General features: G+C 71.0%; 12 protein-coding genes. 7 read left to right on the top strand and 5 right to left on the bottom strand.

The features are described 5' to 3' along the window. Positions 1–151: 151 nt before the first annotated feature. The 4 genes from OG896_RS39555 to tdh all read right to left on the bottom strand — a co-directional run bounded on the left by OG896_RS39555 (position 152) and on the right by tdh (position 4356). The gene (locus OG896_RS39555) at positions 152–958 is read right to left on the bottom strand and encodes a DUF6461 domain-containing protein (RefSeq protein WP_329373323.1); all 807 of its coding nucleotides are present in this window, start codon (positions 956–958) and stop codon (positions 152–154) included. A gap of 103 nt (positions 959–1061) precedes the next feature. Further along, positions 1062–1982 carry a LysR family transcriptional regulator gene (locus tag OG896_RS39550; RefSeq protein WP_329373321.1) on the bottom strand — a complete coding sequence of 307 codons (921 nt, stop codon included), beginning with the start codon at positions 1980–1982 and terminating at the stop codon, positions 1062–1064. Between the two features lie 4 nt (positions 1983–1986). Beyond that, on the bottom strand, positions 1987–3198 hold the full coding sequence (locus tag OG896_RS39545) for a glycine C-acetyltransferase (RefSeq protein WP_329373319.1): 1212 nt from the start codon (positions 3196–3198) through the stop codon (positions 1987–1989). Positions 3199–3327: 129 nt separating this feature from the next. Beyond that, positions 3328–4356, bottom strand: coding sequence for an L-threonine 3-dehydrogenase (gene tdh, locus OG896_RS39540; RefSeq protein WP_329373318.1), 1029 nt, complete (start codon positions 4354–4356; stop codon positions 3328–3330). Positions 4357–4792: 436 nt separating this feature from the next. Between tdh and OG896_RS39535 the strand changes: the two genes are divergently transcribed. From OG896_RS39535 to OG896_RS39505, 7 genes are all read left to right on the top strand, one after another. Beyond that, positions 4793–6928, top strand: coding sequence for an ROK family protein (locus OG896_RS39535; protein ID WP_329373316.1), 2136 nt, complete (start codon positions 4793–4795; stop codon positions 6926–6928). A gap of 26 nt (positions 6929–6954) precedes the next feature. Then, complete coding sequence (locus OG896_RS39530) at positions 6955–7851, top strand: ABC transporter permease (RefSeq protein WP_329374575.1); 897 nt, start codon at positions 6955–6957, stop codon at positions 7849–7851. Beyond that, a complete protein-coding gene (locus tag OG896_RS39525; RefSeq protein WP_329373314.1) occupies positions 7844–8770 on the top strand; it encodes an ABC transporter permease in 927 nt (308 codons plus the stop codon). Before OG896_RS39530 ends, OG896_RS39525 begins: the two co-directional genes overlap by 8 nt. Next, on the top strand, positions 8770–9771 hold the full coding sequence (locus tag OG896_RS39520; RefSeq protein WP_329373311.1) for an ABC transporter ATP-binding protein: 1002 nt from the start codon (positions 8770–8772) through the stop codon (positions 9769–9771). The genes OG896_RS39525 and OG896_RS39520 overlap by 1 nt, the downstream gene beginning before the upstream one ends. Further along, positions 9746–10762 carry an ABC transporter ATP-binding protein gene (locus tag OG896_RS39515; RefSeq protein ID WP_329373309.1) on the top strand — a complete coding sequence of 339 codons (1017 nt, stop codon included), beginning with the start codon at positions 9746–9748 and terminating at the stop codon, positions 10760–10762. Before OG896_RS39520 ends, OG896_RS39515 begins: the two co-directional genes overlap by 26 nt. A gap of 60 nt (positions 10763–10822) precedes the next feature. Beyond that, positions 10823–12418 carry a peptide ABC transporter substrate-binding protein gene (locus tag OG896_RS39510; protein WP_329373307.1) on the top strand — a complete coding sequence of 532 codons (1596 nt, stop codon included), beginning with the start codon at positions 10823–10825 and terminating at the stop codon, positions 12416–12418. Positions 12419–12518: 100 nt separating this feature from the next. Beyond that, the gene (locus OG896_RS39505) at positions 12519–13709 is read left to right on the top strand and encodes a Gfo/Idh/MocA family protein (RefSeq protein ID WP_329373305.1); all 1191 of its coding nucleotides are present in this window, start codon (positions 12519–12521) and stop codon (positions 13707–13709) included. 78 nt (positions 13710–13787) lie between these two features. Here OG896_RS39505 and OG896_RS39500 read toward each other — a convergent pair whose 3' ends face one another. Beyond that, positions 13788–14882, bottom strand: a complete 1095-nt coding sequence (locus tag OG896_RS39500; protein WP_329373303.1) for a DUF4037 domain-containing protein — start codon at positions 14880–14882, stop codon at positions 13788–13790. Positions 14883–14976 lie beyond the last annotated feature (94 nt).

Raw genomic sequence — 14976 nt, 5'->3', positions numbered from 1 at the left:
GCGGTACCCGCCGGTCGGCCGTGCTGGGGCGCCGCCCCCGTCTCGACCCGTCCGGCCGCGACCTGCCGGCGCCGGCGCCGGCCTCTGACCAGCGCTCCGACGCATGGTCGGCTCCGCGGTCAACCCCCGAGGGGCTTCCGGAGCCGACCGCTCAGACCGTGTCCTCCGGGGCGGAGAGGGGGTCGATCCTCGGGTGGTCGGCCTCCGCGCGGCGGCGGGAGGCGGCTTCCTCGATCCGGGCACGGGTGAACTTCCGGTAGAAGCGCTCGCCGTGGGCGTCGGTGATGTCGACGACGACGGTGGTCCACTCCTCGGCGGGCTCGTCGGGGACGAGCCCGAGCCGGTAGTGCGCGTCCCGGAGCACTTCCTCCGTCAGCCGGACGCCGGTGAGCCGCTCGGTCAGGGCGAGGACCGCCGCCTTGTCGTCGGTGCCGCCGCTCCTGCGGTCCTCGTCCCGGAGGTCGCAGCCGACCTCGCGCATCATCGGGAGGAGGGCGTCGGGGGTGCTGCCGCTTCTGAACGTGGGCCCTTCGAAGGTGGTGCGCAGCTCCCCGTCCTCGTACCAGGAGAAGCCGTTGATGGGCTTGCCGCCGTTGCGGGAGTGCTCCACGGCCCGGCCCCCCGCCGAGAGGGCCTTCATGAAGCGCGGCTGGATGCCCGTGCCGCCCCGTGCGAGTTCCCAGACGAGTGTCCAGTCGCCGTCCTCCCCCGGCACGGTGAACGCGCCGGCGAGGAAGGAGCTGTCCGAGTAGTCCAGCTGGTCGCACAGCTCGTCCTGGAGCTGGATCAGCTCCTCGACCCCCGCGCATGTGCCCTGCGGCTCCGCGCCCATGACCCGCAGCACCTCCTCCGGGGGCACGCCCCGCACCAGGGCCAGGCTGTAGCCGCACTCCAGCGCGTGGCCGAAGAGCGGGGAGGAATGTATCCAGGCGTAGTCCTGCGCGGTCACCGAAGTCATGGGCCGATTCTGACCGCTGCCACCGACAGTGCGGCCTTCCCCGCCGACCCGCGGCATGAAGGTGCCCTGACGCGACCGCCTGTGGCGCGGCGCCTCGCGCCGGTCAGTCCGCGTCGGGGCTCGCCGTGGCGGCTGCCTCCTGGAGTTCCGAGAGGACCGGGCGGATCAGGGGGTGCTGCTCGGCGCCGCGCCGGACCGCGGCGAAGACCCGGCGGGTGGCGGGGCTGCCGGCGACGGGGCGGATCACGACATCGGGCAGGTGCACCCCGCGCAGCGCGGAGCGCGGCACCAGCGCGACACCCGCGCCGACCCCGACCAGCGCGGCGACCGCGCGGAAGTCGTCGGACGAGTGCGCGACGCGGGGCTGGAAGCCCGCCAGCTCGCAGGCGAGGGTGACCACGTCGTGGCAGGGGTTGCCCGGGTAGGGGCTGATCCAGTACTCGTCGGCGAGGTCCTCGACCCGGACCCGCTCGCCCTCGTCCAGCCGGTGGCCGCGCGGCAGGACCGCGTCGAAGGGCTCGGCGTACAGGGCCACCCGGGACAGCCGCTGGTCGTCGTCGCGCGGCGCACCGCGGTACTCGACCGCGACCGCGACATCCGCGTGCCCGTCCAGCACCATGGCCAGGCTCTCGTCGCCCTCGGCGTCGCGCACGCGGACCCGGATGCCCGGGGACGACAGCGTCAGCGCGGCCATCGCCCGGGCCAGCACGGTGGTGATGCCTGTGGCGAAGGACACCACGGTCACGGTGCCGGCCGCCCCGCCCGCGTAGGCGGCGAGCTCGGCCTCGGCCCGCTCCAGCTGGGCCAGCACGGTGCTGCTGTGCGCGACCAGGATCTCCCCGGCGGCGGTCAGCCGGACCCCGCGGCCGTCACGCACCAGCAGCTGGTGGCCGACCTCGGCCTCCAGTGCCGCGAGTTGCTGCGAGACCGCGGAGGGGGTCAGGTACAGCACGGCGGCCGCGGCGGTCACCGTACGGTGGTCCGCCACGGCCCGCAGGGTTCGCAGCCGGCGCGTATCGATCACCTGGTCATCCTGCCAGGGACTCCCGGGCGGCCACGAATGCCGCGACGGCCCGCTCGACGTCCTCGGCGGAGTGGCTCGCGGACAGCTGCACCCTGATCCGGGCCTTGCCGTGCGGCACCACCGGGTAGGAGAAGCCGATCGCGTAGACGGCGTGCTCCAGCAGCAGGTCGGCCAGCCGCCCGGCCTGTTCGGCGTCGCCGATCATGACCGGGACGATCGGGTGGCCGCCCGGCGCGAGCTCGAAGCCCTCCTGGGTCATCCGCTCCCGGAACAGCGCGGTGTTCTCCTGGAGCCGGGCCCGCAGCAGCGGTCCCGGTCCCGCCTCGGACTCGTCCTCCAGCAGGTCGAGCACCTTCAGGGAGGCGGCCGCGATCACCGGGGCGAGGGAGTTGGAGAACAGGTACGGCCGGGAGCGCTGGCGCAGCAGCGCCACGATCTCGGCGCGGGCGGCGACGTAGCCGCCGGAGGCGCCGCCGAGCGCCTTGCCGAGGGTGCCGGTGAGGATGTCGATCCGGTCCATCACGCCGTGCAGTTCGTGGGTGCCGCGCCCGCCGGGGCCGACGAAGCCCACCGCGTGCGAGTCGTCCACCATCACCATGGCCCCGTAGCGGTCGGCCAGGTCGCAGATCTCGTCCAGCGGGGCGACGAAGCCGTCCATGGAGAACACGCCGTCGGTGACGATCAGCTTGCGGCGCGCGTCACCCGCCTCCTTGAGCCGCTGCTCCAGCTCGGCCATGTCCCGGTTGGCGTAGCGCAGCCGGCGGGCCTTGGACAGCCGGATGCCGTCGATGATGCTGGCGTGGTTGAGCGCGTCGGAGATCACCGCGTCCCGCTCGTCCAGCAGCGTCTCGAAGACGCCGCCGTTGGCGTCGAAGCACGAGCTGTACAGGATCGTGTCCTCCATGCCGAGGAACGCCGACAGCCGGGACTCCAGCTCCTTGTGCACCTCCTGGGTGCCGCAGATGAACCGCACGGAGGCCATGCCGTATCCCCAGCGGTCCAGCGCGTCCTTCGCCGCGGCCACCACGTCGGGGTGGTCGGCCAGGCCCAGGTAGTTGTTGGCGCAGAAGTTCAGCACCTCGCCGGGGCGGCCGCCCGCGGTCACCTCGACGGTGGCGCTCTGCGGTGTGCCGATGACGCGCTCGGGCTTGTGCAGACCGGCGGTGCGGATCTCGTCGAGGGTGGCGCGCAGATCCGCGCGGACGGAGTCGAGCATCGGGAGGGTCTCCTTGAGGCGAGGGGCGGGAGCCGGGGGCGAGGGGGCAAGTGCGGGTGCGGGTCCCGGAGTTCGGGACATGGCGCGGTGCGGGTACGGCGGGCGGCGCGGGACGTACGGCCGGAGCGCTCAGGCGGTCCAGTCGAGGATGACCTTGCCGCAGCGCCCGCTCGCCGCGTCGTCGAACGCCTCGTCGAAGTCCTGGTACGAGTAGCGGCCGGTGATCACCGGGCTGAGGTCGAGACCCCCTTCGAGCAGCACCGACATGGCGTACCAGGTCTCGTACATCTCCCGCCCGTAGATCCCCTTGAGGGTGATCATCGACGTGACGATCCGGGCGAAGTCGACGGCGAACTCCTCGGCCGGCAGGCCGAGCAGGGCGATCTTGCCGCCGTGGGTCATGTTCGCCACCATGCTGCGCAGTGCCTCGGGGCGGCCGGACATCTCCAGGCCGACGTCGAAGCCCTCGCGCAGCCCCAGCGCGCGCTGGCCCTCCTCGATCGTGGAGGTGCGCACGTCCACCGCGAGGCTCACCCCGACCCGCTCCGCCAACTCCAGCCGGAACGGGCTGACATCGGTGATCACCACGTTGCGGGCGCCCGCGTGCCGGGCGACCGCAGCCGCCATGATCCCGATCGGGCCGGCCCCGGTGATCAGCACGTCCTCGCCGACGAGCGGGAAGGACAGCGCGGTGTGCACGGCGTTGCCGAACGGGTCGAAGATCGCGGCGACGTCCGGGTCCACCGGCACCCGGTGCACCCACACGTTGGCGGCCGGCAGCGTCACGTACTCGGCGAACGCGCCGTCCCGGCCGATGCCCAGGCCGACGGTGCTGCGGCACAGGTGCCGGCGTCCGGCCAGGCAGTTGCGGCAGGTGCCGCAGACCAGGTGCCCCTCACCACTGACCCGGTCGCCCGCGGCGATGCCGGTCACGCCGGGCGCGACCTCGACGACGTCGCCGACGAACTCGTGGCCCAGCACCAGCGGGGTGCGGATCGCCTGCTGCGCCCATCCGTCGTACGCCCGGATGTGCAGGTCGGTGCCGCAGATGCCGGTGCGCAGCACCTTGATCAGGACCTCGCCCGGGCCGAGCGCGGGCTCGGGCACGTCCGTGAGCCACAGGCCGGGCTCCGCCTTCGCTTTCACAAGTGCCTTCACCGGCGGACTCTCCTGAGCTGGGTGGGATCACCGCGACGTGACCGCCGTGGCGATCCCACCTTTCCGCCCCGTGCCGCGCCGGGTCCATCGAGGGTTTCTTAAGCCCCACCCAAGCTGGGCTTCATGATCGCGCCGGCCGAGCGAAATACGGACTATTCACCTCAATATCCTTGAATACGCCCACGCCGCGCGCGGGGGCGAAAACGCGCGGGCCCACACGTCCCAAAACGCCCATGGATTCGCATGTCCGATGATTCACCGCATCGACTCACAAGGGTGTCTTCGCCGCCCCCGCAGCGGAAGTCCACATGCCGGACAGGGTCTTGACCTGCCGAAAGACTGGCCCGAATCTCTTGCGCAACAGCCTTCTTAACCAATATGAAAGCTGCTGTGAAACCCGAGTGTCGGGCAGCCGGCGAAGGCAAGGACGAGAAAAGTGGCGAATTCGGACGGCAAGCGCACGATCGGCTCGCGTGCGCTCTGTATTGCCGCGATCCGGGATCTGGGCCGGGCGACCATCGCCGAGATCGCCGCCCGCGCGCGCCTCTCCAGGCCGACGGTGGAGGCCGCTCTGGCGGACCTCACCTCCGACGGCCTCGTCGAGGCCGAGGCGGACCAGGTCCAGCACGGTGAGACGGGTGGCCGTCCCGCCAGGCAATCGAGGTTCCGCGCCGAGACGGGCGTCGTCGTCGGCGTCGATCTGAGCGCCTCCGAGATGCAGGTCCTGCTCACCGATCTGGCGGGCCGCACCCTCGCGATGGGCTCGTCGGGGCAGCCCACGTGCAGCGACGCGCGGCCCGATCCGAGCCGGGTGGTCTCCGTCGTCGACGACGCCCTCGGTCGGGCCGGCTTCACCCGGGCCGATCTGCGGGCGGTCGGTATCGGCACCGCGGGGCTGGTGACGCCGAGCGGCGAGGCCCTGACATCGCCGGTCAGGTCCTGGAACGGCACCAACCTCCAGGACCGGTTCACGGCGCTGCTGGGCGTCCCCGTGATCGTCGACAACGACCTGTCGCTCGCCGCTGCGGCCGAGTCGTGTTTCGGTGCCCTGGAGGGAGCCGGGACCGGCGTCTACGCGCTCACCTGGCACCATGTCTCGGCTCGGATAACGGTCGACGGCGCGGTGCTTCGCGGGCGCCACAACAGCGCCGGCGAGGTCGGCCTGCTCCGGTCGTTCAGCGACATCGAGTTTCCCGTCGGGCCGCTGAACGAGGCCGTGTCCCAGATCGCGCGGCCGCTGGAGCGGTTGCGCGCGGACCCCACGGACGCGGAAGGCCGCAGGACGCAGCAGGCGCTGGTGTCCGCCATGACCCCGGCCATCGGTGCGCTCGTGCTCGCCGTCGACCCCGACGTGGTCGTGCTGGGGGGCGAACTCGCCCGTTTCGGGGACCTGATCGCCTCGGACCTGGCCACCGCGGTGGGCGAGTTCACCGACGGCGCGGGCGAGCTCGACGTCGTGATCACCCCGACCTCCCTCGGCCGGCACGGGGTGTGTGTCGGCGCCGTTCACCGGGCCTTCGAGAGCTTCTCCGGCGCGATCTACGGCACCGAGGAAGTGGCGCCGCCGCGGGTGGACCCCGACCTCGCCTCCGGCGCCGGGCTCCCCGTGAGCCACCCGCGGATCGCCTTGCTGGACGGCGGCGGTGCGCTGGGCGAAGCGGTCAGGGCGTCACCGCTGGCGAGTGGAGTCCGCAACCACGCCGGGGTGTCCGAGGTGATGGCACTCGGCATCGCACCGGAGCACGTGTTCATCGATCTGCCCGGCCCGGAGCGGGTCGAGGCAGCGAAGGCCGTGCTGGAGCGCGGGATCGCCGTCACGCTCGCGGCGCCGCCGGCCGACTCGCCGGCCGCGCTGGACGAACTGCTGGAGGTGGCCCGGCGGACCGGCGCACCGATGCGCGTCGACCACGCGCCGCGCAGATCTCCGGCGGTCCGTACGCTCAAGCGCTGCATCGCCGACGGCCTCGTCGGGGACGTCAACGCCATCTGGTGCCGGCACCTCACCGGGACCGACGTCCACGTGACGGACGATCAGCTCGCTCTCGACGTCGACGTCATCCACTGGCTGTCGGGTGGCACGACCGAGCACCTCAGCGCCGTCGCGTCCCTCCCCCGCCCTGACCGGGCCACCGGTGACGAACCGCGGCTCTCGATGATCGCGTTCGTGCTGGACAACGGTGTGCCGGCCGGCTACATGCGCGGGTGGGGCGCGGGTCCGGATCGGCGCTACTACACCGTCGTCGGGACGACCGGCCGCCTGGAGAGCGACGGCGACCAGGTCTGGCTCACCGCGACCGCAGCGGAGGCCGGAGAGCGGACGACGGACCCGACCGGGGCCCGCGCCGACCCGTCCGCCCCGCTGCCCCCACCGCCGCCCGAAGACCCGCTGGACGTACGGGCGGTGACGGCCGGCCCCACCCGCTCGGTCCGGGAGGCGCGCGAGGCGGTGGCAACGGTACACGCGATCCGGCTCTCGCTTCTGCGTGAGGGCGAGCGCTGCCGCGTCGAGCCGCCCCCCGCGGATCTCGTCACTTACTTCACCAGCACGAACCAGGAGGAACCTCGGTGCTGAGGTACACGATCACGCGAGTGCTGTACATGATCCCGACCGTCATCGGTTCGACGCTCCTGATCTATCTGCTGGTCTTCCTGGTACCCGGTGACCCGGTGCTGGCGCTGGCCGGCGGCAACAAGCGGCTCTCGCCGTCGAGCATCGCCGCGATCCGCAAGCAGTACAACCTGGACGACCCCTTCTTCGTGCAGTACGGGAAGTACCTCGACAACGTGCTGCACGGCAATTTCGGATACGACTTCAACGACAACTCGGTCACCGCGCTGATCAAGACCGCCTTCCCCTACACCTTGGCGCTCGCGCTGTCGGCCTTCGTGTTGAAGATCGTCATCGGTGTGCTGCTGGGGGTCTGGGCCGGGCTGCGCAAGGACGGCATGCCCGAGAAGTTCAACCTGTTCTTCACGGTCGTCTTCCTCGCCGTACCGGGTTTCCTCGTCGCCTACTTCTCCCAGTACCTGATCGGTATCAAGGGGCACCTGCTGCCGATAGCCGGTGTCCAGGCGGGCTACCCGAAGGCGTTCATCATGCCGGCCCTGGTACTGGCGCTGGAGACCGCGGCGCCGCTGGCGAGGCTGACCCGGACCAGCCTGGTCGACGTCCTGAAGGCGGACTACATCACGACGGCGCGGGCCAAGGGCGCCTCTCCCGGCCGGGTGATCTGGCTGCACGCTCTACGGAACGCGTTCCTGCCGGTGGTGACCTACCTCGGGCTGAGCCTGGCCAGCCTGCTGGGCGGTTCGGTGCTGATCGAGTCCATCTTCAACCTGCCCGGTCTCGGCGGCACCCTCGCCACCGCGATCTCCCAGCAGCAGGGGCCGGTCGTCGTCGGCGTCTCGGTGTTCCTGCTGCTCTTCTACCTGGTCACCGCCCTGGTGGTCGACCTGCTCTATCCGATCATCGACCCGAGGGTCCGCCATGTCTGATGCCATCGAGGCTCTGGTCGCGACCGGAGCCAAACCCGAGCCGTCCGCTCCCCCGCAGCGCGGCGGGAAGCGCCCCGGGCTGGTGACGCAGGGGCTGCTCCGCACCCGCCGGCAGCCGTTCTTCATCCTGTCCGTGCTCATCATCGCGCTGGTCGCGGCGATGGCCGCCGTACCGGGGCTGTTCACCCACACCGACCCGCGGGACTGCTCCCTCGTCGACTCCCGGCTAGGCCCCCGATCCGGGCATCCGTTCGGCTACGACATGCAGGGCTGCGACTACTTCTCCAACGTCGTCCACGGAGCGCGGATCTCCCTGGAGGTCGGCCTGCTGGTGGCGATCTTCACGTTCTTCATCGCGATGATCGCCGGTGCACTGGCGGGGTACTTCGGCGGCGCCGTGGACACCGTCATCTCCCGCACCGCCGACATCGTCCTGGGTGTGCCGGTCGGGATCGCCAGCCTGGTGATCCTCTACCAGTTCAAGTCGCGGACCGTGTGGACCATCGTCTTCGTGCTGGTGCTCTTCAGCTGGGCCGGAACGATGCGGTACCTGCGCGGTTCGGTGCTCCAGATCAAGCAGCTGGAGTACGTCCAGGCCGCCCGGGTGCTGGGCGTCCGGCACTGGGGAATCCTGCGCCGGCATGTCATCCCCAACGCGATCACTCCCCTGGTCGTGATGTCGACCCTCAGCGTCGGCGCCGCCATGACGGCCGAGGCGGCCTTCTCCATCCTTGGTGTCGGCATCAAGCTGCCGGCGTTCTCCTGGGGCGTCCAGATCGCGGCGGCCAGTACGGACGGCAACTGGCAGGTCGCCCCGCACCTGATGTTCTTCCCGGCCGGAATGCTCGGCCTGACCACGCTCGCCTTCGTCGTGTTGGGCGAGAACCTGCGTGACGTGCTCGATCCCAGGGGGCGTTGATGAGCAACCCACTGCTCGAGGTCAAGAACCTGGGCATCGAATTCCGCTCCGGCGAGCGCCGGTTGCCGGCCGTCCAGGACCTCAGCTTCAGCATCGCCCGGGGCTCTACCCTGGCCGTGCTGGGCGAGTCGGGATGCGGCAAGAGCATCACCGCCAAGGCGATCATGGGCATCCTGCCGACACCGCCCGCGCGGATCACCGGCGGACAGATCCTGCTCGACGGAACCGACCTGCTGGGCCTGTCGCCCAAGGCGTTCCGCAAGGTGCAGGGGGCCGAGATCGCCATGGTCTTCCAGGACGCGCTGTCGGCGCTGAACCCGGTGGTGCCGGTGGTCCGGCAGATCGCCGAGCTGTACCGCATCCACCGCGGCGCCGGTCGGCGTGACGCGGAGACCGCCGCCATCGACATGATGAAGGCGGTCAAGATCCCGGACGCCGCGAACCGGGCCAGGGACTACCCGTTCCAGTTCTCCGGCGGGATGCGGCAGCGGATCATGATCGCCATGGCGCTGGCCCTGGAGCCCAAGCTCCTCATCGCCGACGAGCCGACCACCGCGCTCGACGTCACCGTCCAGGCGCAGATCCTCGACCTGCTCGCGGAGCTCCAGCAGGAGCGCGACATGAGCCTCATGCTCATCACGCACGACCTCGGCGTCGCCGCCCACATCGCCGAGGAGGCCCTGGTGATGTACGCCGGCGGCGCGGTCGAGCAGGCACCGATCGCGGAGCTCCTGGACCGGCCGGCCCACCCGTACACCATCGGCCTGCTCGGCTCGATCCCCGGACCGGAGCACCGGGGCGCGGACCTGCCGACCATCCCGGGACTGCCGCCCCAACTGGCGAACCGGCCGAGCGGATGCGGATTCCACCCCCGCTGCCGGTTCGCCACCGACCTGTGCCGGACCAAGGCTCCGCACGAGCTCCAGGTGTCCGCCGACCGCACGGCAGCGTGCCATCACTGGAAGGAGGCCATGGATGAATACCAGGCTGCTGGCGCTTGAGGACGTCAGGCAGGCGTACAAACCCAAGAGCGCGAAGTTCGGTGCCCGGCAGACGGGCACGGTCCGCGCGGTCGACGGCGTGACGCTGGACGTGGCGCCCGGTGAGACCGTCGGCCTGGTCGGCGAGTCCGGCTGCGGGAAGTCGTCGCTCGCCAAGCTGATCGTCGGGCTGGAGCGGCCGGCGTCAGGGCGCGTGCTCTGGAAGGGACGCGACCTCGCGGAGATGAGCCGCGCGGAGACGAGCGCCTTCCACCGGGGCGTCCAGCTGATCTTCCAGGACCCGTTCGCCTCGCTCGACCCCCGCCGTACGATCCGCGACTCGGTCGCCGAGGGCATCCTCGCCCACAGGCTGTTGCCCAAGCAGCAGATCCCGCAACGGGTCGACGAGCTGCTGGCCGACGTGGGCCTGGACCCGGCACACGCGGACAAGTACCCGCACGAGTGCTCCGGCGGCCAGCTCCAGCGGGTGGGCATCGCCCGGGCCCTGGCGCTCGGCCCCGACCTGCTGGTCTGCGACGAGCCCGTGTCCGCCCTGGACATCTCCGTCCGGGCGCAGGTGCTGAACCTGCTGAACCGGCTCAAGGAGAAGCACGGTCTGACGATCATCTTCATCGCGCACGACCTCGACGTGGTCCAGCACATGTCCGACCGGATCGTCACGATGTACCTCGGGAAGATCGTCGAGGAAGGACCGTGCGACGCGGTCTACGGCACCTCGGCCCACCCGTACACCCGGGCGCTGCTGTCGGCGGTGCCGAAGAGGCTGCCGCCCGGGCACCGGATCGACCGCGTCGTGCTGGAGGGCGATCCGCCGTCGCCGATCGACCCGCCGCCGGGCTGCCCGTTCCACACCCGCTGCTACACCGCCGTCGCCGAGTGCGCCGAGACCCTCCCCGCGCTCACCGAGGTCGGCACCGGCCACCGGGCGGCCTGCCTGCGCGCCGAGGACGTGCGTGCCTCCCGTGTCGGGCTGCCCTACCGGGCTTCCTGACACCTCCGCCTGCCTGGCCCCCTGCTCATACCGGGGTCCGTACCCCCGAGAGGAACCGCATTGAGAGTCGCCAACACCGTCGTCGCCGCAGTCACGGTCCTAGCCGCCTCGGCAGCTCTCACCGGCTGCGGCAGCCTCAACGGCACCTCGGGCGACGGCATCCGGTCGGGTGCCATCACCGCCGTGCAGACGGGGACGATCGCCCGGATCACCGGCCCGCAGAACCCCAGCAGCCAGATCGGCATGGCCCTGTGTGAGGGGCTGACCAGGATCGACGACGCCGGCAAGGTCCAGATGGACGGGGCCCAGAGCGTCAGCAGCCCCGACCAGGTCACCTGGACGATCAAGGTCGCCCCCGGCCGGACCTTCTCCGACGGCACGCCGATCACCGCGCAGACCTGGGTCGACTCCTTCAACTTCACCGCACTCGGTTCCCACGCGATGGCCAGCAACTACGCCTACGAGCACGTGCGGGGGTACCCGGAGCTGAACCCGGCGAAGGGCAAGGCCAAGAGGACCACGCTGTCGGGGCTGAAGGTGATCGACAAGAGCACCTTCACCCTGACCACGGACAGCCCGAACAACGACCTGCCCTACATGCTGGCCACGCTGCCCTTCTGCCCCATGCCGGAGTCGGCGTTCAAGAACCCGATCGCCTACGACAAGAAGCCCGTCACCAACGGCCCCTACGTCCTCACCAAGCTGAACCCGCAGTTCCAGGCGGTGGTGGAGCGGCGCAAGGACTACAAGGGCTGGATACCCGAGGGCGCGGCGAAGAAGATCACGTTCCGGGTCTACAACGACCCCAACACCGCCTACCAGGACGTGGTCGCCGGCAACACCGACGTGCTGCGCAGCCTGCCTCCGGGCCTCGTCGCCCAGGGCAAGAACGCGCTCGGCGACAAGGGCCTGACACCCATCGCCAAGAACACGCTGGAGACCTACATCACCTGGCCGACCTACCTGGACAAGAAGTACCCCAAGGAGGTCCGTGAGGCGTTCTCGATGATCGTCGACCGGGACGCCATCTCCAAGCACCTCTTCCTCGGCTCCAGCCAGGCAGCCCGCTCGCTCATGCCGAACTCGGTGTCCGCCTACCGCCCGGACGCATGCGGCTCGACGTGCGGCTTCGACCCCGCCGGTGCCAAGAAGCTGCTCGAACGGTCGGGCTTCAAGGGCACCATCCCGCTGCTCTACGACTCGTCGGACACCACGTTCGCCGCCGCGGCGCTGGCCATCTCCAACGAGGCGAAGAGGATCGGGCTGAACGTCGAGCCGCGGCCCAGGCCGACAGCCGCACTCGGCGCGGACACCAACAACTACGCCCTGGACGGGCCGAGCATCGCCCTGTGGGGTTCGTCGTTCCCGAGCGCGTCGGAGTGGGTGGCCTCCGTCATGGTCGACGCCAACTACCGGCTGAAGTACACCAACGCGACGGCGTCCTCGGAGGTCACCCAGGCATGGGCGGCGAAGAGCCCGGCCGACGCCGATCGGCACTGGCGGGCCGCGGAGGACTCGATCCTCGCCGACCAGGTCATCCAGCCCCTGTACTACCAGGTGATGTACATCGCGCACGACGCGTGCCTGAAGCCGCACTCCGCCGGTGGCGACATGCAGATCTACCGCACCCAGATCACCTGCAAGACCAGCAACTGACGCGTATCGCGCGGGTGCGGCGACCGACCGGCCGCCGCATCCGGCGCGTACCCCGGTGGCCGTTCCGGTCACCAAGCTATGCAACGAGGAGTCATCGCACATGGACGCACGCATCGGCATCATCGGTTTCGGCCTCAGGTCGAGCCTGTGGCGCTACGCCCACAACCCGGGGAACGGCTCGCGGGTGGTCGCCGTCTGCGACAGCGACGAGCGCGGCCGCACCGACGCGGTGGAGAAGATCGGCGACGGCGTCCAGGTGACGGCCGACATCGACGAGTTGCTGGCCCTCGATCTCGACGCCGTGATGGTGCTGACCCCCGACCACCTGCACGCCGAGCATGCGGTCCGGACGTTGGAGGCGGGGGTGCCGACGTTCCTGGAAAAGCCGATGGCGATCACCATCGAGAGCGCGGACCTGATCCTGGAGACGGCCTACCGCACCGGGACCCGGCTCTACATCGGGCACAACATGCGGCACATGCCGGTGATCAAGGCCATGCGGGACGCGATCCTGGCCGGCCGGATCGGCCAGGTCAAGGCCGTCTGGTGCCGGCACTTCGTCTCCGCGGGCGGCGACTTCTACTTCAAGGACTGGCACGCCGACCGGACCAAGTCCACCGGGCTGCTGCTGCAGAAGGGCGCCCACGACATCGACATCATCCACTGGCTGGCCGGCGGCTACGCGACGAGCGTGTCGGCCATCGGGTCGTTGAGCGTGTACGGCGACATCACCGATCGGCAGGACAACTCCGGGCGCCGGATGTGGGACTGGTACGACACGAACAACTGGCCGCCCACCGCCCAGCGGGAGTTGGCGCCGAAGATCGACGTCGAGGACATCTCGATGGCGAACCTCGTGCTGCACAACGGCGTGCTCGCCTCGTACCAGCAGTGCCACTTCACGCCTGACTACTGGCGCAACTACACGGTCATCGGCACCGAGGGCCGGCTGGAGAACTTCGGTGACGGTGAGGGCAGCACGATCAAGCTCTGGAACAAGCGTTCCGACGCCTATCGTGAAGAGGCCGACGAGATCATCGAGGTGCCTCCGGCCGAGGGCGGCCACGGCGGGGCCGATCCGATGCTGATCTCCGAGTTCGTCCGATTCGCGGTCGAGGGCGGCCCGACCATGACGTCCCCGGTCGCCGCCCGGCAGTCGGTGGCAGCGGGGATCGCGGGAACGGAGTCGATCCGCGGCGGTGGCGGCGCGGTCCAGGTGCCGCCGATCCCCGCCGAGATCGAGGACTACTTCCTCCGCGACCAGGTCAAGGCCGACCACGCGGGGCTCTAGTGCCGTGGCATCGGGCAGCGCGGAGTACGTCCGCGCTGCCCGCTGCGGGTGCGTAGGGGCGTACGTGCGGGGGACGGGTCAGGACGTCGTGCCCGTGGCGCCGGCCGGTGCGTAGGGGACGTAGGGGACGTGGCGGTGGCGCAGGGCCGCGTTCGGGCTCGCGGTGAGTTCGGTGCTGTCGACGTACTGGTCGACGGCGCCGATCGGGGGCCGGGCGCGCAGGGCGGGGTCGGTGATGGTGGCGGTGAGCGCGTGCGTGAAGCGGTGGGCGTCCAGCACGAGGAACGGGCGGTCGTGGAAGGGCCGGACCGAGGGGTCGAGCGGGTCGGTGAGGGCGAGGGCGTTGTGGAGCGCGGCGGCGGCCTCGTAGGCGGGCGTGAGGTGCCGCTCGCGGGCGCGCCAGGTGCCGGCGGACAGCGCGCCGGTGAGGTGCGGGGTGAGGTCGGCGGCGCAGGGCAGCGCGGCGAAGGCGGTGCCGAGCCACTTGCCGTAGGGCGGGTAGACCCGGTGCATCAGTAGGCACAGCCGCATCAGGTCGCGGACCTGGCGGGCGGCCACCACCGCGGAGCCGAGTTCGTCGCCGACCTCGCCGCAGCGGCCGACGAAGGGCTCCTCCTGGGACAGCCGCATCCACTGGCAGGCGAGAACGTGGCGCCACACGTCGTCCGGGTACCAGGCGAGCTGCTCGCGGTACGCGGCGAGCCGGCCGAGCCCGTCGTGGAAGACGGCGCCGGCGGTGAGTTCGCGCAGGGTCTGGGTCGGCGTCGTCAGCCAGGCGGAGACCGGTACCCCGCCGGCCGGGTCCGCGCCGAGCTGCTCGGCGAAGTACGCGCCCAGGTCGATGGCGTCGACCCGGTGCCGGGCCGGCGTCCCGGGCGGGAACTCCCAGCGCACCGGGTGGCCGCCGAACGCCTCGGGCAGTTCGCGGTCCAGCAGCGCGGTGAGATCGGCGGCGCGGGCACGGAAGTCCTCGCCGCCGAGGAAGACCTGCACCCGCGGGCCCCAGGCGTGGTCGGTGGAGCGCTCGGTGTCGTACCCCTGCACCTCGGAGCCGGCGCCGATCAGGCCCGCGGAGTACGGCACCGGTCCCAGCGCGGAATCCAGCAGCGGCCCGACGATCTCGGCGTGGAACGCCTCGGCGAGCGCGAGTCCCGGTACGAACGATCCCGTCACCCCTCCACCCTCCCAGAGCCCGCCCCCGCCCGGCGACCCGGTTTCCCCACCCCGCCCCGCACCTCCCCCTCCTTCAAGGGGCCGGGCGCCCTTC

Origin of the sequence: Streptomyces sp. NBC_00669 (genome assembly GCF_036226785.1) — a bacterium.
Lineage (GTDB): Bacteria > Actinomycetota > Actinomycetes > Streptomycetales > Streptomycetaceae > Actinacidiphila.
Note: the sequence above shows the minus strand (reverse complement) of the source record. Positions and strands in the feature narration are given on the sequence as shown.